A 23,697-nucleotide genomic window follows, 5' to 3' on the forward strand; every position below is an offset into this window, starting at 1 on the left:
GGTGTTCTACAGCTTTCGGATTCCATCGAGTACTGCTCGCAAGATGTTCAGTTCGCCGGTCCCGCCGGTATCGGTGTCGGTCCGGGCGGGAGCCCGGAAGTTCAGCAGACCCTCGCCGATCAGATCACCGACGAGGATCTTGGTCACCGCCAACGGTAGCTTGAGTCTCGCCGAGACCTCGGCTACCGATTGCGGGGTCCGGCACAGCCGGACGATTTCCGCGTATTCGGGTTCGACGCGCCGCAGCGGCGGACCCGGTGACACGGTCACCACCAGGGTGAGCATGTCCAGATCGTGTCCCGCCCCCATCGTGCGGCCCCGAGTTACGGCGTACGGACGGACCAGGGGACCGGCCGCATCGTCGAACCACGGTTGACCGAAGCGCGTCATGACAATCTATGCTCCACGTGCTCGGCCAGACCGTTACGCGGATCGGTGGACAGGTAACCGCCGACTCGCTGCACGGTCAGGTTCATTTCGTAGGCCACCATACCCAGATTCGCGTTCTCGTTGGCCTGCAATGCGATACATGCGTTGTCACCGGCCGCGGTGACGAACAATACCGCACGGTCGAGTTCGATGACCGCCTGGCGCACGCCACCACCGTCGAATCGGTTCCCGGCGCTGCGCGCCAGCCCGTAGAGGGTGGCCGACATGGCGCCGAAGTGTTCGGCGTCCTCGCGGCTCATCGATGTGGAGCGGCCCAGCAGCAGCCCGTCGGTGGAATGCACCACCGCGTAGCGCACCCCGGCCAGGCGATCGACCAGATCGTCGAGCAGCCAGTTCAGATCACCTGCGTTGGAAGAAGTCACCTTCGCCTTCCTGTTCGTCCGGGGTGTGGCCGGGCTGCGATCGCCGCCCCTGCCTGGTTCCGTTCTCGATGGCGGACATCAGGTCTCGTGCCTGTTCCGCCGAGCGCGGCCGCTGCGGGGACGCAGCGTCGGGTTGGGGGTCGTGCGCCAATTCCGGTGCCAGACTGGCCTGTCGGCGACGGCGGGGCAACGGTGGGCGAGCATCGCTGCCAGTGTAGGACGGACGCTGCGGGCTGCGACGCGCCGGTTGGTCGGTGGGTGTCGCGGGCAGCTCGTGGCGCGGCGGCGCTTCGCGCCGGGCCGGGGAGTCGGCCCAGCTCCGCTCGTCGGTGCGCGGCACGCTGTCGGTGCGCGGGTAATTTGACCAAGCCTGCGGTTGCGGCGAGGTCAGGGTCGCCAGCGACGTTGCCGCCGAGGTCGTCTCGGCCGCCGGGATGGCCGGCATCTCACCGGTCATCGCGGGTTCGGGGCGGCGGCCGCCGAACCGTTCGGGCAGGTGGTCGGCCAGCGGCGCATCGGCGGCGACGACGGCGGTCGGCACCAGCACGATGGCGCGGATGCCGCCGTAGTCGGATTCCGACAGCCGCACCGAGATGCCGTGGCGGGCGCCCAGCTGGGCGACCACGAACAGGCCCAGACGCGAATTGGCCGACAGGGTGGCGACACCGAAATCCGGTGGGTTGCGCAGCATCTCGTTGGCGCGTTCGAGTTCGTCGGCGGGCATGCCCATGCCCTGATCGCTGATCTCGATCGCCACACCCTTGCCGACCACGTTGCTGGTCACCTCGACCCGCGACTGCGGCGGAGAGAAGGAGGTGGCGTTGTCGACCAGTTCGGCGAGCAGGTGGATGAGGTCGGCGACGACGTTGCCGACGATGAACACCTGCGGCATGCGATGCGCGCGAACCCGCGCGTAGTCGAGGGTTTCACCGATCGCGCTGCGCACCAGCTCGACCAGCGGCACCGGGCGCCGCCACTGCCGGCCCGGTTCGCCACCGCCGAGGATGATCAGGTTCTCGGCGTTGCGGCGTTCGCGGGTGGCCAGATGGTCGAGCCGGAAGAAGGTCTCGAGCAGGGCCGGATCCTCTTGACGCTGTTCGGCTTCGTCGAGAATCTCGAGCTGGCGGTGCACCACGATCTGGCTGCGGTGCGCGATGTTGAGGAATACCGCGCGCACACCCTCGCGGGTGCGTGCCTCGGTGACCGCGGCGGAGACGGCCGCGGTGTGAGCGCGGTTGAACGCGTTGGCCACCGAACCGATCTCGTCGTGACCGAAGTCCAGCCGGGCCGCCTCGGTCTCGGCGTCGATGTTCTCGCCCTCGCTCAGGCGGCGCATCGTGTCGGGCAGGCGGACCTCGGCCAGTGCGAGGGTTTCGGTGCGCAGCCGCTTGAGCCGCCCGATCAACCGGTTGGCCAGCCACAGCGACAGCAGGAAGGCGATGATCGCGATCGCCAGCACGCCGGCGCCGGCCCACAGCGAATTGGTCGCGGTGCGGTCGCCGTCGTCGACGGCGGTCTGGTTGGCGTGGTCGTTCTGGTACTGCCAGGCGGCGAGCAACTGGTCGCCGAGCTGTTCGGCCGAGGTGCGCCAGTCGGTGAAACTCATGGGGGGCGGCGGCAATTCGCCGTTCTTGCCCGGCGCGGGCGGATGGATGAGGTAGTCCTCCATCGCGGCCAGCTGCTGCCAGGCCGGGGAGGCGAGAACGGTCTTGATCTTGTCCGCCGGGGGACCGGTGAGATCGGCGGCGAGCTGGGGGAGTTCGGTGCGGTAGTAGCCGACCAGGTTGCGGTAGTCGTCGCGCATCTGCCCGGCGAGGATCTGGCCGTTGAGTTCGGCGGCGGTCAGGGCGGCGCTGCGCGACATGCCCTCCATCGCGTGCAGAGTGCGCAGACCGCCGGCCAGCTGCTGGGCGACCGCCGCGTCGGGCGCGGTCGGAATGGTGAGATTGGTGCCGACGACGACCGCATCCAGAATGCGGTTGTAGATGGCGTAGGTTTCGGGAATCGGCAGCGCGCCCGCATCGATGCCGCCGCGGATGGCCGGAAGTTGCTTCTTGAGGGTTTCGAATCCGCCGGTGTCGTCACCCATCGGATTCGAACCGCTGGTCATCAGTTTGTTCTCGGTGGCGGCCAGGGCCTGCAGGGCATTGTCCACTCGCGTGCGGGCCGCGCCGAGAGCGGCCGGGTCGCCGTGCTCACCGGCCAGATGCCACAGCGACAGCATCCGCTCCTGTTCCACCGCGGCGATCATCTCGCGAGTGTGCACATTGGCGTTGCCCAGGATCGATGCCCAGTCCTTGGCGTGTTGCCCCTCCCGTACCAGATAACCCGCTGTGCCCACACCGATTCCGAGCAACGTCAGACTTGGAATCACTGCGATGGCCAGGATGCGGGTCCGGATACCGAGCCTCGCTCTCAACATCGGCACAACATAACGGGCGATGTTTCAAACTTCAGGTCTGATACCACTGAGCGAGACCCATATTGACTTTCATTGCCCGATATGAGTGTGCAGGTCAGGGCGTGAATGATGGATGTGGTGAAGGTGACGGCCACCGAACGATTGTGGCAAGTCACACGTTTGAACAGTGTTAGGTATAGCCGGGCTCGAATATCGCTGTGAGGCAGCGCGTTCGGTCACCGGCCGGCCGGTGTGCGCCCGCGCGCGGCGAGGACGAACAGGACGACCACGGCGGCACATTCGACTGCCACCACCGTGGCGACCAGTGCCGAATACGATGTGTCGGACAGAAATCCGGTGATCGCGCCGCCGGCGGCGGTCGCGGCGCCGAGAACGGCGGCGTAGATGCCGTAGGCGGTGGCGCGGCGATCGCCCGGCACCAGGTCGGCCACCACGGCACGCAGCGTGGATTCCTGCACACCGACCGTCGCGCCCCACAGCAGCGCGCCCGCCAGTACCGCGCCCATGCCGCCGGCGAAACCGAAGACCGGCACCAGTGCCGTCGAAACCGGTAGAACGAGGAGCGTTTTCGCGCCTACGCGGTCGTACAGCCACCCGGATGCGAGCGCGGCCAAGGCGTCGGCGGCCATGGCCGCGGCATAGACCACCGGCACCGTCGCCGTCGTGAACACCCCGGCCGCCACCATGTGCAGCGACAGCACGCCGTAGGTGGTCGCGCCGACCATCGAGACGGCGGTGAACAGGCAATACAGCCAGAACCTGCGGGGCAGTGGAACTCTCGCGATTCCGGGCCGAGGTGCCGCGGCCGGTTCGTATCGAACGGGATCGGGGACGCGAATGCGAATGCGCACCAACAACAGCAGCGTCGCCGCACCCGGTATCGCGAGCATCGTGAGGGCGGGAGTGAAATCGTCGCCGGTCGCGGCGAGAACCGCCGCGACGGTCAGCGGCCCGGCGACCGCGCCGACCTGATCGAGTGCCTCGTGGACGGCGAAGCCCCGACCACGCCCGGTGACCGCCGTCGCATGCGAGAGCAACGTGTCCTTGGCCGGGCTGCGCACCGCCTTGCCGACCCGTTCGGCGATCACCAAGGCGGCCGCCACCCACAACACCCCCGCCACACCCAGCAGCGGGACGCTGACCACGGTGAGCACATACCCCGAGATGGTCCACGCCCAGAACCGCCTGGTCCGGTCGGTGAGCGGGCCGGACACCAGACGCAGCACCAGCGCCGCCGCCTCACCCACCCCGGTCACCACGCCCACGACGAACCCGGAAGCCCCCAGCGACCCGAGGAGCGGTCCGGTGATCGACCGCGCCCCTTCGTACACGAAATCGGCCAGCAAGCTGACGATGCCGAACCGCACGACGAAACCCCAGGCGCTCAGCGGCGCAGGCGCCACTCGTGCCGCCCGCCGAGCCGCCATGAACCGCCTCCGGTCGTCGCCGATCTGCCGCCGCCCCGAACGGCTCCATGATCGCATCGGAACGCGACCGCAGCAGGCGAACGACCGGAAGGACGTCAGCGCGGGTCGGAGGGCAGCGAAGAACTCGGCGCGGCACCCAGATGGGTGGCCGTCCAGCTGGCTAGCAGGCTCAGCGCATCGGCGGCCGGGCCGCCCGGCTCGGCTACCGGCGTACGCGCCGTGCGCCTTCGGGCCACACCACGTCCACCGGCACACCTCTCTCCCGCGCGAACTTCACCACAGAACCAGTTCCGCTGCGCTCGCCAGGCTGACCGTCCCACACCGCCACGAGACGATCGCATGTCCCCACCACGGCCTCATTGGCGGCCTCATACGCTTCCGGTCCTGTGTCATCGAACGGCATCACGCTCACCACTTCGGCGCGCTTGGACAGCTCATCGAACACCGGCGCATGGTCGGGTTTGACCTTCTTCTCGCGATAGTTTCGCGACGGTATCACCACCTCGAGCTGGCCGCCCGCGTCCAAAACCGCCTCGGCAAATACGGAATCAGCGCCCCTCGCAATACAACTGATGCCCGTCACGTCATCGTAGCGAGCCAGCAGGCTGGTGATCTCCCCGTACACCAGACGCCGTGTGTCGTCAGTGATGTCCATATGTCCGGTGACACCGATTCGAACCATGCAAGATTTCTACACCGTGTCGATGATCAGTGGACGCACTCGATCCCTCAGCTCGGCGACGCACCGCACCCCTGCGAGTTGGTCGGTGCGGCCGTACACGTTCCACAGCTTCTTTCGAACGCGATCGGACGCGGTCTGCTCAACCATGTTCAAAGCCTCGTGCCCGAGCCGTGCCGCCTCGTCCAACTCGCCCTGGAGTAGGCGCGCCTCCACGATCCCCAGTTTGTCCAGAGCCGAGCTGCGCAACCGTCCTGGCACCCTCAACTCGATCGCACGCTCGATTTCACACGCGGCCTCCGCAGCGAAACACGAGTCGTGGCGAGCCATCTCGAGCAGCCTTCCGCCCAACGTCCCAGAAAGCTCGGCCGCATCGAAGTACCGAATCCAGTACGGATCACTGGCGGTGTCGGCGCGGGCAAATGCCCGGTAGGCCTTATCGCATGTCCGGCGGAACGCCGACGGTCGTTCGAGTTTCCCGTACGCCCACGCCTCGCGGGCGTAAAGCATCGCCTGCACCCTTGGCGTCACCACATCACCGAATTCGTCCTGCGCCAGCCGGATTATCTCCAGCGCATCCATCGCGCGCTGATGTACGAGGTTCCTGCGCCTGGACACTGTGCCGTAATGGTCCAGAGACAGAAGCTGTCTGGCCATGCCTGCCATCGCGTTCGCGCACAGAGCTGGATCGCCCGCAGCTTTCGCCGCCCCCACGGCCAGCATGTAGTACTCCTGGGCCGCCGTCTGCAGCCCTGAATCCCAGGACATCGTCGCTGCCGTTTCGGCAAGCAAGGCCAATACACGCCGCAGTCGGCGCCGGATCTCTGTTGGATGGCTGTCTTGCAGCAGTTCATTGACCTCGCTCAATTGACCGATCACGGCCTTGCGGCGCAACCCGCCGCCGAATTGGTCGTCCTACTCGCGAAACATCTGCGCCGCGTTCTCCAGCTGCTCGACCTCTTGACGGCCGATATTGCCGCGGCCGATAGCGGCCACCGGCTCGTCGCTTACGCGCTGTAGCCACTGTTCCAGCGGTTCGATCAGCTTCGCACCGACCACCACGCCGATCAGGGCGCGGGTTGCCTGGCGTCGGTCCAACATCAAATCTCTCCTGGTCAGTTCTGCCGTCACGGTGGCGCAATCGGTACTCCACGATGTCGGATCCCACTCGGGGACATCCAGACTCTTTTCGGCAACGCCAGGTTCAGGCGTTGCGACCTGTTGGCGTCTCGCATAGAAGTGCCCGCGTTGTTCCTGGGTAGCGCCGTCGAGCAGTGTCGTCATCAGACCCGCGTAAAACTCGTCCAGTCGGATTGTTGTCCCTCGGCTGGCCCATTTTTTCACTGTCTGCACATGAATCCCGAGCCGGTCGGCGAATCGCTTCTGGGGGAGTCCCAGGGCTTTCCGCAACGCGGTTGCGTCGGCACCTGTCCACGTGACATGCATACCCAATCCTGGCCCCTCGGCGCTGGGTTCGTATACCACCGTGAACCCAGCGTATACCGCCATGTACCGCGTGCACCTTCTGTCGCGGAATTCCCCGAGCCACGCTTGGTTCCAGCTTCCGATGCCCAATGCCTCAGCCCCACAGGGGTTTCCGGCACCGATCGAGTCCATAACTTCGAATTGGTCGGCGGGCCAGGCATCGGGAGAGTCCATCCGGCCGACACACAAACCGAAGGTTCCGATGCTGACGACATCGCTCTTGATCGGCGGTCTCGCCGCCGTACGGGTAGGGCTGGCCGCCGCTGCCTACCTCATGCCGGCACGACCGCGTCCCACCACATTTGCCTGCGACAACCCGCAGGATCCGGAGTGTCCACACCACGCACCGCTGATGCTGTTCACCGAGGCCCAAGCGCACCTGGAGATGCAACTCCATCGCGAGTGCCGCCGTGGTGATTGTGAGCGCAAAGACGCGGCCTGGATGGTCCTGGTCGACGCGGGTCGCATTCATCCGCGTGTGCCCCTCATCGGAGGCATCCGGTGAGCCCGAGTGTCGCGCATCAGCTCCCGCAGTCGGACATCATCCACCGGTTCTGCGAAGACTGCCTTGCTCCGATCAACAGTCTGGAAGAGGCTCGTCGCGTTCTGACAGTTCATGCCGATCACGGGGCGCGATGCCCCCAGTACCTGGCAGCCCTGTCGTGGGCATCGGAGGTGACGGCGTGAACGCCACAACCGACGACGAGTGGTGCGACTGGTGCGCCCTCGAGATCCCCGGCGAACCCCTTCGCGCGGACGGTCGTGTCTTCTGCACCCCAACGTGTCTCGGCGAATACCGCAATCGTTCGGACTCGTCCTCCGTGATCGACATGCCGCAGCGTCGTGCCCCTGGTGCCGGCTCCGAAACCGCTGACAGGTTGGCACGGTTGGAAGCCGAGGGGCCGTCGCGATGACCGAGCAGCTTCCACGGCGCGAGCCCGGTGAATCCGGGTTCCTGCGCTACCCAACCACGCTGGCGTCCGCAGCGCTGCTGATCCGCGTCGCGCAAGGGCTCGATGAATGGAGCGAACGCGACCGCCACGAATCCAGGCCGCAGGAGCCGTAGCTCCGCCGAGAGATTCCCCTGCACAATTCTCCGTTCAGGAAGAACCGATGCCTACAGTGAATATGTTTGCCCATCAACAGAAATCGGATGCTGGTTACCTCGACATCGCCGCGAACGATCACGGCGACGAGAAAGGCGCACTCGTCCACCATGCCATCACACGTCTGCAGACGGCCGAAGCTGACCTGGTCGAAATCGGACCTGGTGGGGGCGCAGCCGTGCGATACCTTGCCTCGAGACTCACCGCCGACAGTCGGGCACGGCTCACGTTGATCGAGGCCCCTGGGGTGACATCACATTCGCTGGGAGAAGCCATGGAAGCATTCGCGGCTGTGGGCACCTGTCATCTTGTCCAAGGCTGGGCGAAGGACCTTTCTACACTGATCGCCGACCCTGTAGATGTGATCAGCGCCTCGGCGCTCATGCACGAGGTGTACTCCTATGGGGGTGCGTACACGGGGCTTCACACGATGATGCGGGTGCTGCCGACCGTGATCCGGCATCACGGATTCTTCGTCTACCGCGACGTTTATGCCGTCGACGCGCCGACTCTGCACGAACGTGTCGTGCATTGCTACAGCTCGCAATCCTGGCTGCAGTTCCTGCGGATGTTCGTACCTCATTACCTCGTCGAAGGCGCATCCCTACCATCACCACGACGACGAGGTCGTCGCGCGACAGAACTCGCGGATAGTGCCCGTCGCAGAACTCGACACCCACGTCTGCGCCGTCATCGAGGCACCGGTTGGGGTGTTCCGGGAGGTGCAGCGCCACTACATCACCCTGCGCGACCATGTCTGGAGGTCCGGGATACTCGGGTTCACGCCGATACTGGACGGCGAGTTGTCGGTGGACTGGGTTGATTTCCGTTCCGGTCACAAGCGCGTTCACTACACCCTCACGGACTCGGAAATGGTCTCACCGCATCCGGACGCGCTGCTCGCGGTCAGTGAGCGGTACAGCGACCATTACGTGATCGACGGCGACATCTTCGATGCGGTCACCGACGCTGCTCTCATGGCATTCCTCTCTGGTGCCGAACTCGCCGACTCCCGGTGTGAACCGACATGGCGTGCATGGCTGGCACGCGAAGGCCACGAGACCTACGCGTACCTGACCGCAGACGACCTACTCACCGCGTTCGCCGTGAACTCGCTGGAAGGTCGGCCGGATCAAGACACGGTGTTGATGCCGGTCTCCGTCGAGGACGTGATCACGCGAGATCGCCTCTACTACAATCGTTTTCTCGCCAAGCGGCTTGCGAACCCTCTGGTCGACGCGAAACAGCTGATCTTGTTTCAAAACATCCCGACCCACGACATCCACACCATGCAACGAGCGCTGGCCACGCTGCAACAGCTGTGCTCCAAGCCCAACGTCGCCCGGCTGCATACTGCCATCCATTGGAAAGGCTGAACCCCAATGCATTTGATCGAGGTCGAGCGCAAACGCGTCCTCACCGACGCTCCCGCCCTGCGCGACCGGCTCATCGCGCTGGGTTACTGCGAGAACGCCCGAGTCACCGAGACCGACGTCTACTACAGCAGGCCCGATGTGGATTACATGCAGACCGTCGAATGCCTTCGAGTACGCCGCCGTGGCGACTTCTGCGAGATCACCTACAAACCGCCGTCGAATTCCGGCACTCACGGCGCGAACCACATCATCGCCAAACGGGAAATCAATGTCGCTCTCGCGGGAGTCGCGGACAGCGACGCGGCACGCGCGCTGCTCGAGGCTGTCGGGATGCGAGAACTCGCGGTCGTGGAGAAGAACCGGTGCGTATTCCGCCATCCCGATCGCGAGGACACAGTGGTCGCTCTCGACAGTGTCGCCGGTGCCGGCGAATTCGTCGAAACCGAAGTCTGCGCGAGCGACCCGCACGAGGCAGCCACGCACCTCGAGCAGGTCGAGCTCGAGTTGAGTATCGATACATTGCCGGTTGTCACGCTGCCATACCGCGACCTGGTGATGATGGCTGCGCGATGATCCTGGCCTCGAGCGGCGAGGAAGCACCTGCCCGGCGGACCCGCCCCGGTGCGGCGCTTGCTGACCCTGTGAGCCGTCGGGCTCGAGGGCGTCGCACAATATCCGTCCCAGGGCGGAGATATGCCCGCGCGGCGCGCGGTAGATTATGTGTATCGGACGGTTACATTACTCACAAGTAGGAGGCGACGATGCCCGTGCCGGAAGCTGCGGTGTTCGAGCGTCTGCGGGCGTTCGCGTCCGTCGACGGTTCCCGTGAGCACGCGAACAAGACCATCGCCGAGACGTTCACCGGGCGGCCGCTGGGCGAGGTGCCGGTGGGAACCGCCGACGATGTGAGCGCCGCGTTCATCCGCGCCCGCGCCGCCCAGGCAGAGTGGGCGAAACGCACGCCGAAGGAGCGGGCGGCGGTGCTGGAACGCTTCCGCGAACTGATCATCAGCGAGCGCGATTACCTGATGGACGTCATCCAGGCCGAAACCGGCAAGGCCCGGTGGGCGGCGCAGGAAGAGATCCTGGGCATGATGTTCGCGGCCCGCTACTTCTCGCGCGTGGCGCCGAAGCTGCTGGCACCGCATTCGGTACCCGGCGCGTTCCCGGTGCTGAATCGCGCGCAGGTGCGCACCCAGCCCAAGGGCGTGGTCGGCGTCATCGCGCCGTGGAACTATCCGATGGTGCTGTCGATCGGCGATGCGATCCCGGCGCTGCTGGCCGGCAATGCGGTCGTCGTCAAACCCGACAGCCAGACCCCGTTCTCGTCGCTGGCGAGCGTGGAATTGCTGCTGCGCGCGGGTCTGCCCCGCGATGTACTGCAGGTGATCCCGGGACCGGGCGGCGTGGTGGGCACCGCGATCGTCGACCAGTGCGACTACCTGATGTTCACCGGCTCCTCGGCCACCGGGCGCGAGCTGGCCCAGCAGTGCGGTAAGCGGCTGATCGGATTCTCGGCCGAACTCGGCGGCAAGAATCCGATGATCGTGACTCGCGGCGCGAATCTGGACAAGGTCGCCAAGGCCGCCGTGCGCGCATGTTTCTCCAACGCCGGCCAGCTGTGTATCTCGATCGAGCGGATCTACGTCGAGCAGTCGATCGCGGCGGAGTTCAGCGAGAAGTTCGTGAAGGCGGTCGGTGCCGCGAAACTCGGTGCGGCCTACGACTTCTCGACCGACATCGGCAGCCTGATCTCACCGGCGCAGCTCGAGACGGTCACCAAGCACGTCGCCGACGCCACGTCCAAGGGCGCCGAAATTCTCGCCGGTGGCAACGCCCGGCCCGATCTGGGGCCACTGTTCTTCGAGCCGACCGTGCTGAGCAAGGTCACCGACGAGATGGAATGCGGCCGCAACGAAACCTTCGGCCCGCTGGTGTCGATCTATCCGGTCGCCGACGTCGAGGAGGCGATCGCCCGCGCGAACGACACCGAATACGGGCTCAACGCCAGCGTGTGGGCGAGCAGCGCGTCCGAGGGGCAGGCCATCGCGGCCCGGCTGCGGACCGGAACCGTCTGTGTCGACGAGGGTTACGCACCGGCGTGGGGGAGCACCGGCGCCCCGATGGGCGGAATGGGGATCTCCGGGGTCGGTCGCCGCCACGGCCCCGACGGACTGCTGAAGTTCACCGAACCGCAGACGGTGGTCGTCACTCGCGGAATGAATCTGGATGCGCCGCTGGGCATTCCGCAGTCGAAGTGGCAGGCGTTGCTGATGACGCTGGCACGCAGCTTCCGCTTCCTGCCCGGACGCTGAGCGGGACGGGTCGGTCACCGGGTGGCGGTGACCGACCCGCGCGCTCACTGGTTGAAGAAGATTCCGGTCAGATTCGCGTTCTTGATCGGAGTATCGGCGTTGCGCTGGTTGGCGCACAGGAAATCGACCGCCGCCATGGTGGCGTCGACCTGGGTGCCGGCGGGTTCGTGATCGTTGTTCGTCTGCTGTTTCACGAATTTGGTGATCGTGACCCGCTTGGTGTCGGCGTCCTGTTTGACATACTCGCTGCACGGGGTGTCGCCACCCTTGTTGATCGCGCGCTGCACGTCCGAGCATCCACTCAGCAGGCCCGCGGTCACCGTGGCCGCTGCGATGGTGCCGAACAGCGCGGCGATGCTGCGATGGGCCCTGGATGTCATCTGTTCTCCTCGTCGAGGCCGCGTGCCGGGCCGATCCCGGCAATTCGACCGCAAGCCTAAGCGTTCACCGGCCGAATACCCCGTCGTATCCGGCCGAATCGGGCGGACCGCTACCCTACGGCGGTGCAGCTGTCTCGAACGGCCGATGCGGTGTCGTCGGTAACCGATAGATTGACGACGATATCTCCGCAACCGCCGGTATGGGTGGTGCTGGCGACGGCGGCCGTGGCCCTGGCGGTAGTGCTCTACCGGCCGGTGTGGCGAGTGCTGCGGACATGTGTGACGATCGCCCACGAGATCGGCCACGCGGTGGTCGCGATCTGCACGGGCCGCACCCTGAGCGGTATCCGCCTGCATTCGGACACCTCGGGCGTGACCGTATCCCGCGGCAAGCCACGCGGTTTCGGGATGGTGCTGACCACCCTGGCGGGTTATCCGGCTCCCTCGGCGGTCGGGCTCGGGTTCGCGATCCTGCTCGGCACCGGACGCCAGACGTTGATGCTGTGGATACTCATCGCGGCACTGGTGGTGCTGATCGTGGTGATCCGCAACCTGTTCGGCTTCCTCGCCGTGATCTGCGCGGGCGGGGCCGCCTTCGCCGTGTCCTGGTACGGAACGGCGGTGTGGCAGGGCGTCTTCGGCTATGTGGTGACGTGGTTCCTGCTGTTCGGCGGGGTACGCGCCGTGATCGAACTGTGGCAGGTGTCGGTGCGCGGCGACGGGTCCGATGCCGACCAGCTGGCCTGGCTCACGCGCATTCCGGCGCGGCTGTGGGTCCTCGTGTTCGGCGTGCTCACCCTCGCGGCACTGGTCGTGGGGGCCGGTGAGCTGCTCGGAATTCAGCTCGGCGGCACAGCCGCCTGAAAGGTTCGGGGTAGCGCCGCACGTGCGGCGGCGGTTTCTGCGGTGGTGATGGTCTGCCGCAGAACGTCTCTGGCTGTGTTGATCTCGGCCGATCGCTGGTTGAGGACGCGCAGCTGGGCGCGGAGCGCGTCCAAGACGCCGGGGCAGGGCAGTACCGCTGCCGCGGCGTCGGTGCAGGGAAGGATGTGGCGGATGATACGGGTCGGGAGGCCGGCCGCGAGCAGAGCCCGAATCCGCAGGACCGTCGTGGTGGCGGTCTCGTCATAGGTCCGGTACCCGTTGGACCGGCGCTCGGACCGGAGCAGCCCCGCCCGTTCGTAATAGCGCAGGAGCCGTTCGCTGGTTCCGGTCCGCTTGGCCAGTTCTCCGATGAGCACCGTCTTTCCTCTCGCGCTTGACCTTCCAACAGTGTCAAGGAGCAACAGTGGGCCTGCCCTGCCGCATTCCAGCGGCCCCGCTCACTCCTGGAGGAACCCTTGATCATCGATGCCCACAGTCATGTCCACGACCCGGTCGAAAGCCACCTCGCCGCTCTGGACGATGCGGGAGTGGATCGCGCCGTGCTCTTCGGGACCAGACCGCATCCGGAGCGGGCCGTCGATCTTGTGTCACTACGTCGTGAGATGGGCGTCCTCGACAGCGCTCTGGCAGGCGGCGAGAACAGCCTCGACAGCTATCGCACCGCCTGGGCAGAGCTTCACGAGGCCCTGGCCGCGCACCCGAGCCGGTTCATCGGGTTCGGCTCCATACCGGTGGACCTGCCCGAGGACGACATCGCGGTTCTGATCGACCGGGAGGTGGTGGGACGCGGACTGCGCGGCATCGGGGAACTTACACCTCCCGCGGGTGAGGCAGCCCGGATCGAGCCCGTGCTCGCCGCGGCGCACGACCACGGCGGGCTGCCGGTCGTGGTCCACGGATCTGCCCCCACCACTGGCGAAGACCTGCGCACGTTGTCCCGTCTCGCGGCGCGATACCCGGCGGTTCCGCTGGTGGTCAGCCAACTCGGCGGGACGAACTGGATGGCGGCGATCGAAATGGTGAAGGACACACCGAGTATGTATGTGGAATTGTCCACAGCCAACATCATTTTCGCGGTGCGGCTGGCCATCCGCGAAATTCCGGAGCGAACGTTGTTCGGCTCGGATGCTCCCTACGGCGATCCGGTGCTCGCCCGCACGACCGTGGAACGGGTCACCCCTCCCGGTGCGGTGCGTGACTTGGTGCTCGGAGGAAACCTGGGACAGCTCTTGGGCCTTCTCTGAACCGCCCAGCCGCCCGGCGAGCGTGCGGGGTACCGACCAGGTGTCGGGCGGCGGCGCGGCGTTCGACGGCTCAATGCTCCTGAGCCTGCGCACGCCATCGCCGGGCCGCATCCGGATCACCCCGGCGCTCCAGCACTTCCGCGAGACCGGCCATCGCGCGTGCATCGCCCTGTTCGGCCGCCAGGCGCCACCAGCGTTGCGCCTCGTCGAATTCGCGTGTCCGATAACCGAGTACGCCCAGATCGTAGGCCGCCGCGGTATGTCCGAGATCGGCCGCCTGCCGCCACATCCGCCGGGCCTGGTCGAGGTCGCCGCGAGTGTGCGCCTCCACTCCGAGGTGGTAGATGGTGGAGCGGAGGCGGTCCTGCTCGCCGCCGGCGTCGACGGTGACGGTCATCGCGACCACCAATTCATCGAAATCGGGTTCCCCGACTCCTGTGCTGCAGCGCAGCAGCATCGAACCGGCCGCGCCGCGTTCGATGACGAGTCCGTAGTTGCCCGTCCAGGATTCGACCGCGCCCGCGGCCGTCATCCAGACCGGGGTGAGGGTGTACGCGGCGGCCGGTCCGGTTCCCGACAGGTGGAGATCGGCTCCCTCGGCGAGGGCATCGCTCCATACGTCGACGCCCGGCAACCGCTGCCCGCGCAATGTCACGTATCCGTCGATCACCGATACCCCGATGCCCAGTCCGAGCAGTCCCGGCGGCGATGCCGCGGCGTGCAGCACCAACCGCACCACCGTCGTTTCGCCACCCAGGCGCTGCGAGTACATCGGGTGGACCGTGACACCGCGCCAGCCGACCGGCTCGGTGCCCGGATATCGCTCGGCCAGGGGACGATTCGCCTCACCGGTATCGGCCATCGCGCCGCCTTTCGCCGTAGCTGTAAGGGAATCGATGCGTTGCCGCGCACACCGTAGTCCCTGCGACCGGAAAATGGTGCCGAACTGTCGGTTTCAGTCCTCACTGCCCGCCCGCTGCCCCACGAACGCCCGCAAGGCGGGATCCGCGGAGACGATACGGTCGACTTCGTCGCCGCCGGTGCATTCGAACAGTCCGATGGTCACGTGCGCGCCGCGCCGGCCCAGCACTCGCCAGACGCCACCGCTGTCCTGCCAGCGGATCAGCGCGGCGACGGCGGGCGAGGTCGTCGAATCGGGCACCTCACCATTGTGACGGCCGAAACCGGTCAGGCGAATTCGTGGTACAGCTCGGGCAGGAAGCGCGCGAGGTGGTTCATCTCCTGCCCGCAGTGCAACAGCAGATCCCGCGCGAGGCCGAGTCCGGGGAGGAGGTCGCCGACGTCGGCGGCGGCACCGCGCTGCACCGCACGCGCGGCGTGCACCGGATCCAAGGTGTGGACTCCGTAGATGCGCAGGTAGAAGCGACTGCGCATCTCGCATCCACCGGGAATGGGGCGGACCTGGTGGGCCAGCCAGCCCAGATCGACCGGCGCGATGCTGCTGCCGACCCGGCCGAACACCACGGTGTGATCGTCGGGCACGGTGAATCCGTAGGCGACCGGATCGTGGAAGGCGATGGCGAGTTGCTGCAACTTCGGGCCGATGTATTCGTCGACGTAGGAGATGTTGCCGATATACCGCTGCCGGTCCGGCATCGCCCCATCGGTCCGATCGGCCGCCACCTCCGCGTACCGGTGTGCGTCCGGATGCCACAGCTTGTACCGGGCCGATTCGACCAGATGCCACCCGAACCACCAGTCCCACATGGCGGCCGTCACCCGCGCCATCTCGGTCCGCACCGCGACCCAGACGATTCCGGAATCGGTCTGCCCGTAGCCGGTTTCGATCGGCGCGTAGCCGGACGGCCCCAGCTCCGCGGGGAGGGCGGAAAAGGGAGGAATGCGATCGGCCGGGGTGGGCGGCCCCGCGTACGCCGCCGCGACCGCCGACTGCGGCGGGGCGGTGTGTTCGGTCATGAAATGGGCATACGGCGCGGCGCGGTCCTGCGCGGAATATCCGCCGTAGCGTGCGTTGTCGGGCCCGTCGGCGCGAGCCAGTGGCGATCGGGCCGCGGCGAACGCACCCGCGCCGGCGGCCGCGAGCGTCAGCGCCCGGCGCCGCGACAGGGCCGATGGTCTCACCATGCGACGAGGCTACTGCCCGGCACGGCGAGCAGATGCGCGAATGTGGTGGCTCCCAACAGCATTCGTGAACGGCGGCGGGTGTCCGGGTGCGACGAACGCGACGATGATGACTTTTCCCAGTGCGGCCGCACATCGAGTTCATGCGGCCCACCGCGGGCCGTGCGGGTTCGCCGGGCGAGGGCCGCACGGCCGCGCGAGGTACCGGCTACGGGGTGGAGTAGCCGATCAGGGCTCCGATCCCGGCGCCGATCGGGATGGTGATCAGGGCGCCGACGCCACCGAGGAAGAAGCCCAGGACCGCACCGATTCCGGCGCCGACCAGCGCACCGACACCCGCGTTGTACTGCTTGCGGGCGAGGGTGTCGGAGGCTTCGTCGATGGCCTGCGCGGTGCGCTCGGTCGCCGACTGCGGTGTCAGCGTCAGCGTGCGGCCGGCGTTCTCGATGCGCGGGGTGAGGCCGACGGTTCCCGAGGCCGTGCGCAGGCCGAGCGGAACCGAGGCGACGGCACGACCGGCGGCATCGGTGAGCGTGACCGAATCACCGGTGACGGTGAAGGATCCGGCCTCCACGGTGGTGGTCAGACCGGTGTGATCGGCGGTCGGCGCGGTGACGAAGCCGACGCCCTGTTCGACACCGCGCACCGCGATCTCGGAGGCCGTGGCCGGTGCGGCCTGCACGACGCCCGCGGCCGCGGTGGTGGCGCCGACGGCCAGAAGCGCAGTGGCGGCGAATTTCTTGGCTCTCATGATCTTTCCCCACAATCCGTCGGCCCGGCCGGGCCGACATGTCCCCTGTGGCCGGATCTCGGCCGCTCCCATTCTTACCCAGATACCGCTCCGGTGTTCGGTTTCCGATTCGTGAGCGCCGAAACATGCTCCCGCGCAACGGGGTTGCCTGCCATTCGCCGAGAAGAGCACGCTGTCGGGGCTGGTTTTCGGGCGGCGACGGCGAAGGGTCCGATTGCCGGCCGGATACTGCGATATTCCCGACCGCCGATCGCCACCGCCTTCGCCATCGATTCGACCGACTGCGCCCGCACGTGCCGGACCGGCTCGTCATCACTCGGGGCGTCGACGAGAAGGCCTCGGAACTGCGCCGATGGTGGCCTTCCGACTCGGCGGCCGGACCGCGACCACCACCGTATCCGCCTCCGCTACCCGTATCGTCGACCGATGTGAGCGATGACGACGGTGCGACGCGCCCGCGATTGCGGCCCTCCGTGATCGGCGATCCCGGCGCCTTCGCCGAACACGTCTGCGCCCGGCTCCAGCGCGAGATTCCGGCGTACCGGGGGATTGCCGCATCGACCCTGGTGCCCTCGATCGCGGACGCGGTGGATCGTCTGATCAGCGCCACTTCAGCCGATCGGCCACTCGACGAACAAGAATTGGCCGACTTCCGTGAGTACGGCGCACTGCGTGCCGAACTGGGTGTGCCGCTCGATGCGATGCTGCGCGGATGGCAGATCGTGGTGGGGGAGGTGATCGAACGTATCGGCACCTCCGAACACTGGGCGACCCGGCCGGGCGCGGTACTGATGTCGGTGCTGGCAGCTCTGTTGCGCGCCTCGGACGCGGCCACGGTCGCCTACAGCTCCGGCCATCGCGAGGCCGAGGCACAGATCACCCGCCGTCTCGACACCCGGCGCGACGATATGGTGCGCGCACTGGCCGAGGGCGCCCTGCCCGCCGGGGAACTGCGCCGCCGCGCGCAATACATCGGGCTGCGCCTCGACGGCGCGTACGCGGCCTTCCGCGCGATCACCGATGAACCGGAGCACACCGAATGGGAGTTGCGGCAGCGGCCGGGGTTCCGTCCGCCGCGCGGCGTGGTGGCGATCCTGGACCGCGATGTGGTCGGCATCTGCGACCCGCACGACGATTCGGGGCCCTCGGCCGGAGTATTCCTCGGCGTCGGCCCCGCCTGTCCGCTCGAAGGGGTTCCCCATTCCCTGCGTATCGCCGGCCGGGTCGCCGAAACCGCGCGGCTGTTCGGCCGAGCGGGCCGCCACACCCTCACCGAGCTGGGCGTCCTACCGGCCGTGGTCGGCGACAGCGATGTGGGCAGCGCCCTGCTGCTTCGCTACATCACTCCGCTCGACGACGCCGAAGCCGGCTCGATACTCGACACCGTCGACGCGTATCTCGCGGCGGGCCTCAATGCGAGCGAAACCGGGCATCGGCTGTATCTGCACCACAACACGGTTCGCTATCGGTTGTCCCGATTCGAGGAGTTGACCGGGGCCTCGCTGAAGGATCCGCACGTGGCGCAGCAGGTGTGGTGGGCGCTGCGCTATCGGGAGCTGAATTCCGGCGCCGCGGAATCGTGAGCACAAGGTCACAAGTGCACGCCCCGCGATTTTGTGAACTATTACGAAACTAACCGGCCGTGCCGGCGGTTGATCGATACAGGGACTCGATATGGCGGCCGATATCCGCCGGTCACCGTCCCGGCATGTCCGTGCGACGCTCGAAAGGCAGAACCGGCATCATGACATTCGCCGATCCGTTCACCGCGGTCTTCGCCGACGCTGTGGAGATGGCCGTGCGTGCACCCTCGGTGCACAACACCCAGCCGTGGCGGTGGTCGCTGCGCGAGGAGACCATCCACCTGTACGCCGACGAGTCCCGGCAGCTGACCGTGACCGATCCGGCCCAGCGCGCACTGCTGCTGAGCTGCGGCACGGCGCTGCACCACATGCGGGTGGCGCTGGCGATGCTCGGCTGGTCCGCGCAGGTCACCTACCTTCCCGACGACACCGATCCCGACCACCTCGCGGCGATCACCATGAGCCCGCGGACCCCGTCGGCGCGCGATATCGACCTGGCCGCGGCGATCGCCCACCGGCAGTCCGATCGCCGCCGCTACAGCGGCCGCCCGGTGCCGCAGGCTCTCGTGCGCGAGGTGTCCGCCGATGCCCGCGCCTACGGCGCCGCCGCGCGGCAGGTTCCGCCGGAGTTGCGCCCGGAACTGGCCGACGCCGCCCGGGTCGCGTCCGTGCGGCACGCCGCCGACCCCGCCTATCTGCACGAGCTGGCGGTCTGGAGCGGGCGGCACGGAACGACCGACGGTGTCCCGGCCGCGAACACCCCCGCACCACGTTCCGACGACGAGATCGCCAAACGCCGGTTCGAGTCGCCGGAGCTGGCAGATCCGGCCACCGAGCCCGAGGCCGCCGAATGGCTGGTGGTGTGCACGACCGGCGACGACCGCCTCGCGCGGCTGCGCGCGGGGGAGGCCGTGAGCGCGTTGCTGTTGTCGGCGACCACGCTGGGCCTGTCGTCGAGTCTGCAGTCCGAACCGCTGGCCATGCCGGATCTGCGCGCCGAGATACGCCGCCACGTGCTCGCCGAATGCGCGTATCCGCAGACGATGGTGCGGCTGGGCTGGCTGTCCTCCGGCGCCGCACCGCTGCCGCATACGCCACGGCGGCCGGTCACCGAGGTGATCGCGGCCGCCGTCGCGTACTGATCGACGCCCGTCAGAGGCCGGCCTCGGCGGCGATCTCGCGGGCGTGGGCGATGATCGCGTCGATGCGTTCGACGGTCGGTGTGCCCGCGGCGGCCTTGTTGCCCGGCGTATCGGCAGCGCGCCGCATGACACCCTCGGCGATGATCGCGAGTTTCCACAATCCGAGCACATGCCAGAAGGTGAGAGCGTCGCGGTCGCGTCCGGTCTCGTCGAGGTAGGCGCGCGCCATCTCGGCTCGATTCGGGAAACCCGGCAGTGCCGAGGCCGGGAAGTCGCCGCCGATGTCCTCGCCGGGCTCGACCCAATAGGCGAGCAGACTCCCCATATCCGCGAGCGGATCGCCGAGGGTGGACAGTTCCCAGTCCAGTGCGGCCACCACCGCGCCGCTGTCTCGCGAGGTGATCACGTTGCGCAGGTGGAAGTCACCGTGCACCAGCGTGGTTTCCCGTTGCGGCGGAACCGATTCGGCGAGCCGGCGGGTGAGGTCGTCGAGTTCGGGCACTTCGCGGGTGCGCGACTGCTCCCACTGCCGCGACCACCGATTCAGCTGCCGCTGCGCATACGGTTTGTGACTGGCCAGATCCGCCAGCCCCACCGCCTCGAGATCGACCGCGTGGATGCGCGCCAGGGTGTGGGTCAGGGATTCGGCGATGGCCAGGCGTCGCCGCGGGGGCAGCGACTCCGCGACCTCCATGGTGTCCACGACCTGTCCGTCGACGAATTCCATCAGCACCACCGGTGCGTCACAGACCTCGGAATCGGTGGTGACAGAGACGATTTCGGGCACCGGGACATCGGTACCGGCCAGCGCGGACATGATCCGCGACTCGCGCACCACATCATGGGCGGAGGCCAGCAGCCGGCCGAGCGGCGGGCGCCGCAGCACCCAGCGGTGCCCGGCGTCGTCGCGCACCAGATAGGTGAGATTGGACTGGCCGAGACCGATCCGGGTGAAGGTCGGGGCGCCGGTCAGCCCGACTCCCAGCCCGTCGATCCACCGGGTGATCGCCGCGGTGTCGATTCCACGGGGCTGCTCCGGCGTCATGGTGCCGTCCGGAATGCCGCCGGGTGGCCGAGTCGCTGCCCGCCGTCGATGACCATCACCTCGCCGGTGATCCAGTGCGCCGCGTCGGATACCAGGAATGCGATGGCCGACCCGATATCGTCGGGTTCGCCGATGCGGTCCAGGGCGGTCGCCTCCGCCACCAGATTCTCGTGTTCCCGCCACAGCGCCTCGGCGAGCTTGGTCCGCACCACGCCGGGCGCGACGGCGTTGACCCGCACCCGTGGGGACAGTTCCAGCGCCATCTGTTTGGTGAGGTGGATGAGCGCCGCCTTGGAGGCGTTGTAGAGGCCGAGATTCGCCTCGAAACCCATACCACCGATCGAGGCGGTGTTCACGACCGCGCCGCCGTGTTCACCCATCCACGCCTTGGTCGCCAGCGAGGTCCACAGGATCGGGGCCCACAGGTTGACGTCGAAGATCTTGGCGAACCGGCCGTGGTCCTGATCGATCACCGGGCCGAACGCCGGATTGGTGCCGGCGTTGTTGACCAGGATATCGACGCTGCCGAACCGCTCGAGGGTGCGGTCGATGCAGGCGCGCGCGGCGCCCTCGTCGACGGCGTGCGCGGCGATACCGAGCGCGCTGCCCTGTACCTGTGCGGCCGCGGCGTCGGCCGATTCCTGATCCCGCGAGGTCAGGACCACGTTGGCCCCGGCCGCGGCGAGAGCCTGCGCGGTCGCGAGGCCGATACCGCGCGAGGCGCCGGTGACGATCGCGGTGCGGCCGGTCAGATCCGCATTCGCCATATCAGTTGTCCGCCTTCACATCTCGATACTTGCGCAGTTCCTGCCGGGCCAGCGTGCGCTTGTGCACCTCGTCGGGCCCGTCGGCCAGCCGCAGCGTGCGCAGATGCGCCCAGGCCATGGCGAGCGGGAAGTCGTCGGTGACACCGGCGCCGCCGTGGACCTGGATGGCCCGGTCGACGATCTTCAGCGCGATATTGGGCGCGGCCACCTTGATCGCGGCGATCTCGGTGCGCGCCTCCTTGTTGCCGACGGTGTCCATCAGATACGCCGCCTTCAGGGTCAGCAGCCGGATCATCTCGATATCGATGCGCGCCTCGGCGATCCAGTCCTGGATATTGGCGTTGGCGGCGATCGGCTTGCCGAAGGTGATGCGGGTACTCGCGCGCCGGCACATCAGTTCCAGTGCGCGCTCGGCCATTCCGATGGCCCGCATGCAGTGGTGGATGCGGCCGGGTCCGAGCCGGGCCTGGCTGATCGCGAAGCCCTCGCCCTCGCCCTTCAGCACGTCTTTCCGCGGTACCCGGACATTCTCGAAATCGATTTCGGCATGACCCTCGCGGTCCTGATAGCCGAAGACCGGCAGGCCGCGTAGCACGGTCACACCCGGGGCGTCGATGGGGACCACCATCATCGACTGCTGGCGGTGCGGCGCGGCCTCGGGATCGGTCTTGCCCATCACGATCAGCACGGTGCAGTTCGGATGCAGCGCGTTGGAGGCGAACCACTTGCGGCCGTTGAGGACGTACTCGTCGCCGTCGCGCACCATCGACAGTTCCACATTGGTGGCGTCGGAGCTGGCGACCGCGGGTTCGGTCATCGCGAACGCCGAGCGGATCGTGCCGGCCAGCAACGGCTTCAGGTACTTCTCCTTGTGCTCGTCGGTGCCGAAGAGCGTGAAGACCTCCATATTTCCGGTATCCGGCGCATTGCAGTTGCACGCCTCCGGCGCCAGGTGGCTGCGGCCCATGATCTCGGCCAGCGGTGCGTACTCGAGGTTGGTCAGGCCCGGACCCCATTCCGCGTAGGGGTGGAACAGATTCCACAGACCGCGCCGCTGCGCCTCGGCCTTCAGTTCTTCGAGGATCGGCGGCTGGAAGTGCGGATCACCGGCGGCGCGCATCTGCTCGTCGTAGACGGCCTCGGCGGGGTAGACGTGCGAATCCATGAACTCCAGCAGCTGGGCGCGATACTTCTCGGCCCGCTCGGAGATGTCGAACATCGACATGTGATCTCCTGATCGTTGTGAAATCTGGTGGGCAGCTTCAGTTCTCGTCGAGCAGACTGTGCTGGTAGCGGCGCATGCCGGCCAGCCAGCGGTCGTAGTCGGATCCCTTGCGCCGGTACATCTCGAGCACGCTCGGATGCGGCAGGATCAGGAACTGCTCGGTGTCGATCGCGGCCAGCACCGCGTCGGCGACCTGTGTGGGTTCGAGGACCTCGCCCGCGGTGGTCACCGCCCGGGTCGAGGCCGCGCCGAGCCGGTCGCCGGAGTCGCGCCCGGCGTACAGCAGGGGCGTGTCGACCCCCATGGGGCACAGGCAGCTGACTCGAATTCCACTGTCGCCGTATGTGACCGACAACCATTCGGCGAAACCGACGGCGGCGTGCTTGGTCACCGAGTAGGTAGCCGACCCGATCTGGGTGAGCAGTCCGGCCGCCGAGGCGGTGCTGACGAAATATCCCTCGCCGCGCTCGAGCCACTGGGGCACGAGTTGAGTGGCGGCGCGGATGTGCGCGCGCACGTTGACGTCGAAGGAGCGGTCCCAGTCGGCCTCGGCGACCTCGAGCCCGACCGCACCGGCGATGCCGGCGTTCGCGAAATACAGGTCGACCGGGCCGAACGTCTTCTCCGCCAGCGCGATCAGGCTCGCGATCGCCTCCGGATCGCTGACGTCGGCACCCGCGCTCACGCAGGCGCCGGGATGCTCGGCCGCCACCGCGTCGGCGACGCTCTTCGCGGCGGCCTCGTCGAGATCGGCGACGACCACTCGCGCTCCCGCGGCCGCGAGGCGGGCGGCGAGCGCACCACCGATACCGCCTCCGCCGCCGGTCACGATGGCCACCTTCTGCGCAACCTGCACTGCCGTACCCCTGTCCCTGTCCGTGATGTCACCTCACCGTAGTTGAGGTCGACGTCAAGTTCAATTGCGGGTGCGCGCGGACGCCGCACTCCGC

Annotated in this window: 25 protein-coding genes and 1 pseudogene; 9 read left to right on the forward strand and 17 right to left on the reverse strand. The window is 67.4% G+C overall.

What is annotated here, in order from left to right:
• Positions 1 to 6: 6 nt before the first annotated feature.
• From RJ03_RS12195 to RJ03_RS36690, 7 genes and pseudogenes are all read right to left on the reverse strand, one after another.
• Entirely contained in the window at positions 7 to 390 is a 384-nt protein-coding gene (locus RJ03_RS12195) for a DUF742 domain-containing protein (RefSeq protein WP_030514366.1), read from the reverse strand.
• Entirely contained in the window at positions 387 to 812 is a 426-nt protein-coding gene (locus RJ03_RS12200; protein WP_030514365.1) for a roadblock/LC7 domain-containing protein, read from the reverse strand. Before RJ03_RS12200 ends, RJ03_RS12195 begins: the two co-directional genes overlap by 4 nt.
• A complete protein-coding gene (locus RJ03_RS12205) occupies positions 790 to 3,234 on the reverse strand; it encodes a sensor histidine kinase (protein WP_036501303.1) in 2,445 nt (814 codons plus the stop codon). The genes RJ03_RS12200 and RJ03_RS12205 overlap by 23 nt, the downstream gene beginning before the upstream one ends.
• Before the next feature lie 215 nt (positions 3,235 to 3,449).
• Positions 3,450 to 4,661 carry an MFS transporter gene (locus RJ03_RS12210; RefSeq protein ID WP_051024599.1) on the reverse strand — a complete coding sequence of 404 codons (1,212 nt, stop codon included), beginning with the start codon at positions 4,659 to 4,661 and terminating at the stop codon, positions 3,450 to 3,452.
• A gap of 202 nt (positions 4,662 to 4,863) precedes the next feature.
• Positions 4,864 to 5,343 (reverse strand): hypothetical protein, encoded by a 480-nt coding sequence (locus RJ03_RS12215; protein WP_036501306.1) that lies wholly within the window; start codon positions 5,341 to 5,343, stop codon positions 4,864 to 4,866.
• Between the two features lie 9 nt (positions 5,344 to 5,352).
• Positions 5,353 to 6,243: pseudogene (locus RJ03_RS12220) on the reverse strand (NsdA family TPR-like regulatory protein); the annotation flags it as partial.
• A gap of 12 nt (positions 6,244 to 6,255) precedes the next feature.
• Positions 6,256 to 6,786 (reverse strand): helix-turn-helix domain-containing protein, encoded by a 531-nt coding sequence (locus RJ03_RS36690; protein ID WP_157163400.1) that lies wholly within the window; start codon positions 6,784 to 6,786, stop codon positions 6,256 to 6,258.
• Positions 6,787 to 7,027: 241 nt separating this feature from the next.
• Between RJ03_RS36690 and RJ03_RS12225 the strand changes: the two genes are divergently transcribed.
• The 5 genes from RJ03_RS12225 to RJ03_RS12240 all read left to right on the forward strand — a co-directional run bounded on the left by RJ03_RS12225 (position 7,028) and on the right by RJ03_RS12240 (position 11,622).
• Positions 7,028 to 7,330 carry a hypothetical protein gene (locus tag RJ03_RS12225; protein WP_036501308.1) on the forward strand — a complete coding sequence of 101 codons (303 nt, stop codon included), beginning with the start codon at positions 7,028 to 7,030 and terminating at the stop codon, positions 7,328 to 7,330.
• Positions 7,331 to 7,735: 405 nt separating this feature from the next.
• Positions 7,736 to 7,891, forward strand: coding sequence for a hypothetical protein (locus tag RJ03_RS37085; RefSeq protein ID WP_157110970.1), 156 nt, complete (start codon positions 7,736 to 7,738; stop codon positions 7,889 to 7,891).
• A 693-nt stretch (positions 7,892 to 8,584) separates the two neighbouring features.
• Positions 8,585 to 9,307 (forward strand): hypothetical protein, encoded by a 723-nt coding sequence (locus RJ03_RS38080; RefSeq protein WP_218000952.1) that lies wholly within the window; start codon positions 8,585 to 8,587, stop codon positions 9,305 to 9,307.
• Between the two features lie 6 nt (positions 9,308 to 9,313).
• On the forward strand, positions 9,314 to 9,880 hold the full coding sequence (gene cyaB / locus RJ03_RS12235; protein WP_036501311.1) for a class IV adenylate cyclase: 567 nt from the start codon (positions 9,314 to 9,316) through the stop codon (positions 9,878 to 9,880).
• Positions 9,881 to 10,068: 188 nt separating this feature from the next.
• On the forward strand, positions 10,069 to 11,622 hold the full coding sequence (locus RJ03_RS12240; RefSeq protein WP_036501313.1) for a succinic semialdehyde dehydrogenase: 1,554 nt from the start codon (positions 10,069 to 10,071) through the stop codon (positions 11,620 to 11,622).
• A gap of 44 nt (positions 11,623 to 11,666) precedes the next feature.
• Here RJ03_RS12240 and RJ03_RS12245 read toward each other — a convergent pair whose 3' ends face one another.
• A complete protein-coding gene (locus RJ03_RS12245) occupies positions 11,667 to 12,002 on the reverse strand; it encodes a hypothetical protein (protein ID WP_036501314.1) in 336 nt (111 codons plus the stop codon).
• A 123-nt stretch (positions 12,003 to 12,125) separates the two neighbouring features.
• Here RJ03_RS12245 and RJ03_RS12250 point away from each other — a divergent pair, with 123 nt between their 5' ends.
• The gene (locus tag RJ03_RS12250) at positions 12,126 to 12,866 is read left to right on the forward strand and encodes a M50 family metallopeptidase (protein WP_086007234.1); all 741 of its coding nucleotides are present in this window, start codon (positions 12,126 to 12,128) and stop codon (positions 12,864 to 12,866) included.
• On the opposite strand, the gene RJ03_RS12255 is transcribed toward RJ03_RS12250, so the two are convergent.
• On the reverse strand, positions 12,842 to 13,243 hold the full coding sequence (locus tag RJ03_RS12255; protein WP_051024600.1) for a MerR family transcriptional regulator: 402 nt from the start codon (positions 13,241 to 13,243) through the stop codon (positions 12,842 to 12,844). The two genes, RJ03_RS12250 and RJ03_RS12255, sit on opposite strands and share 25 nt — an antisense overlap.
• 99 nt (positions 13,244 to 13,342) lie before the next feature.
• Between RJ03_RS12255 and RJ03_RS12260 the strand changes: the two genes are divergently transcribed.
• Positions 13,343 to 14,131 (forward strand): amidohydrolase family protein, encoded by a 789-nt coding sequence (locus RJ03_RS12260; RefSeq protein ID WP_036501316.1) that lies wholly within the window; start codon positions 13,343 to 13,345, stop codon positions 14,129 to 14,131.
• A 70-nt stretch (positions 14,132 to 14,201) separates the two neighbouring features.
• Here RJ03_RS12260 and RJ03_RS12265 read toward each other — a convergent pair whose 3' ends face one another.
• From RJ03_RS12265 to RJ03_RS12280, 4 genes are all read right to left on the reverse strand, one after another.
• Entirely contained in the window at positions 14,202 to 14,993 is a 792-nt protein-coding gene (locus RJ03_RS12265) for a tetratricopeptide repeat protein (RefSeq protein WP_036501317.1), read from the reverse strand.
• Positions 14,994 to 15,086: 93 nt separating this feature from the next.
• Complete coding sequence (locus tag RJ03_RS12270) at positions 15,087 to 15,293, reverse strand: hypothetical protein (RefSeq protein ID WP_036501318.1); 207 nt, start codon at positions 15,291 to 15,293, stop codon at positions 15,087 to 15,089.
• A gap of 26 nt (positions 15,294 to 15,319) precedes the next feature.
• On the reverse strand, positions 15,320 to 16,237 hold the full coding sequence (locus RJ03_RS12275; protein ID WP_036501319.1) for a DAPG hydrolase family protein: 918 nt from the start codon (positions 16,235 to 16,237) through the stop codon (positions 15,320 to 15,322).
• Between the two features lie 205 nt (positions 16,238 to 16,442).
• Positions 16,443 to 16,985 carry a DUF8020 domain-containing protein gene (locus RJ03_RS12280; protein ID WP_036501320.1) on the reverse strand — a complete coding sequence of 181 codons (543 nt, stop codon included), beginning with the start codon at positions 16,983 to 16,985 and terminating at the stop codon, positions 16,443 to 16,445.
• 428 nt (positions 16,986 to 17,413) lie between these two features.
• Between RJ03_RS12280 and RJ03_RS38810 the strand changes: the two genes are divergently transcribed.
• The gene (locus RJ03_RS38810; protein ID WP_281032275.1) at positions 17,414 to 18,568 is read left to right on the forward strand and encodes a PucR family transcriptional regulator; all 1,155 of its coding nucleotides are present in this window, start codon (positions 17,414 to 17,416) and stop codon (positions 18,566 to 18,568) included.
• Positions 18,569 to 18,693: 125 nt separating this feature from the next.
• Entirely contained in the window at positions 18,694 to 19,710 is a 1,017-nt protein-coding gene (locus RJ03_RS12290; protein ID WP_232329165.1) for an Acg family FMN-binding oxidoreductase, read from the forward strand.
• Positions 19,711 to 19,720: 10 nt separating this feature from the next.
• Here the strand turns inward: RJ03_RS12290 and RJ03_RS12295 are convergent, their stop codons facing one another.
• The 4 genes from RJ03_RS12295 to RJ03_RS12310 are packed head-to-tail and all read right to left on the reverse strand — an operon-like array spanning position 19,721 to position 23,603.
• Positions 19,721 to 20,755, reverse strand: coding sequence for a phosphotransferase family protein (locus RJ03_RS12295; protein ID WP_036501324.1), 1,035 nt, complete (start codon positions 20,753 to 20,755; stop codon positions 19,721 to 19,723).
• Positions 20,752 to 21,522 (reverse strand): SDR family oxidoreductase, encoded by a 771-nt coding sequence (locus RJ03_RS12300; RefSeq protein WP_036501326.1) that lies wholly within the window; start codon positions 21,520 to 21,522, stop codon positions 20,752 to 20,754. The genes RJ03_RS12295 and RJ03_RS12300 overlap by 4 nt, the downstream gene beginning before the upstream one ends.
• A 1-nt stretch (position 21,523) precedes the next feature.
• On the reverse strand, positions 21,524 to 22,747 hold the full coding sequence (locus tag RJ03_RS12305; RefSeq protein WP_036501327.1) for an acyl-CoA dehydrogenase family protein: 1,224 nt from the start codon (positions 22,745 to 22,747) through the stop codon (positions 21,524 to 21,526).
• 37 nt (positions 22,748 to 22,784) lie between these two features.
• A complete protein-coding gene (locus RJ03_RS12310) occupies positions 22,785 to 23,603 on the reverse strand; it encodes an SDR family oxidoreductase (RefSeq protein ID WP_036501329.1) in 819 nt (272 codons plus the stop codon).
• Positions 23,604 to 23,697 lie beyond the last annotated feature (94 nt).

The organism is Nocardia aobensis NBRC 100429, from assembly GCF_000308375.1.
GTDB classification, from domain to species: Bacteria; Actinomycetota; Actinomycetes; order Mycobacteriales; family Mycobacteriaceae; genus Nocardia; species Nocardia aobensis.

Bases quoted from the DNA above. Each gene is read 5' to 3' on its own strand.
- RJ03_RS37085 (WP_157110970.1), top strand. From the start codon at position 7,736: ATGACCGAGCAGCTTCCACGGCGCGAGCCCGGTGAATCCGGGTTCCTG.
- RJ03_RS36690 (WP_157163400.1), bottom strand. From the start codon at position 6,786: ATGCATGTCACGTGGACAGGTGCCGACGCAACCGCGTTGCGGAAAGCC.
- RJ03_RS12295 (WP_036501324.1), bottom strand. From the start codon at position 20,755: ATGACGCCGGAGCAGCCCCGTGGAATCGACACCGCGGCGATCACCCGG.
- RJ03_RS12280 (WP_036501320.1), bottom strand. From the start codon at position 16,985: ATGAGAGCCAAGAAATTCGCCGCCACTGCGCTTCTGGCCGTCGGCGCC.
- cyaB (WP_036501311.1), top strand. From the start codon at position 9,314: ATGCATTTGATCGAGGTCGAGCGCAAACGCGTCCTCACCGACGCTCCC.
- RJ03_RS12300 (WP_036501326.1), bottom strand. From the start codon at position 21,522: ATGGCGAATGCGGATCTGACCGGCCGCACCGCGATCGTCACCGGCGCC.
- RJ03_RS12305 (WP_036501327.1), bottom strand. From the start codon at position 22,747: ATGTCGATGTTCGACATCTCCGAGCGGGCCGAGAAGTATCGCGCCCAG.
- RJ03_RS12215 (WP_036501306.1), bottom strand. From the start codon at position 5,343: ATGGTTCGAATCGGTGTCACCGGACATATGGACATCACTGACGACACA.
- RJ03_RS12205 (WP_036501303.1), bottom strand. From the start codon at position 3,234: ATGTTGAGAGCGAGGCTCGGTATCCGGACCCGCATCCTGGCCATCGCA.
- RJ03_RS12245 (WP_036501314.1), bottom strand. From the start codon at position 12,002: ATGACATCCAGGGCCCATCGCAGCATCGCCGCGCTGTTCGGCACCATC.
- RJ03_RS12290 (WP_232329165.1), top strand. From the start codon at position 18,694: ATGTCCGTGCGACGCTCGAAAGGCAGAACCGGCATCATGACATTCGCC.
- RJ03_RS12275 (WP_036501319.1), bottom strand. From the start codon at position 16,237: ATGGTGAGACCATCGGCCCTGTCGCGGCGCCGGGCGCTGACGCTCGCG.
- RJ03_RS12195 (WP_030514366.1), bottom strand. From the start codon at position 390: ATGACGCGCTTCGGTCAACCGTGGTTCGACGATGCGGCCGGTCCCCTG.
- RJ03_RS12265 (WP_036501317.1), bottom strand. From the start codon at position 14,993: ATGGCCGATACCGGTGAGGCGAATCGTCCCCTGGCCGAGCGATATCCG.
- RJ03_RS12240 (WP_036501313.1), top strand. From the start codon at position 10,069: ATGCCCGTGCCGGAAGCTGCGGTGTTCGAGCGTCTGCGGGCGTTCGCG.
- RJ03_RS12225 (WP_036501308.1), top strand. From the start codon at position 7,028: ATGCTGACGACATCGCTCTTGATCGGCGGTCTCGCCGCCGTACGGGTA.
- RJ03_RS12210 (WP_051024599.1), bottom strand. From the start codon at position 4,661: ATGGCGGCTCGGCGGGCGGCACGAGTGGCGCCTGCGCCGCTGAGCGCC.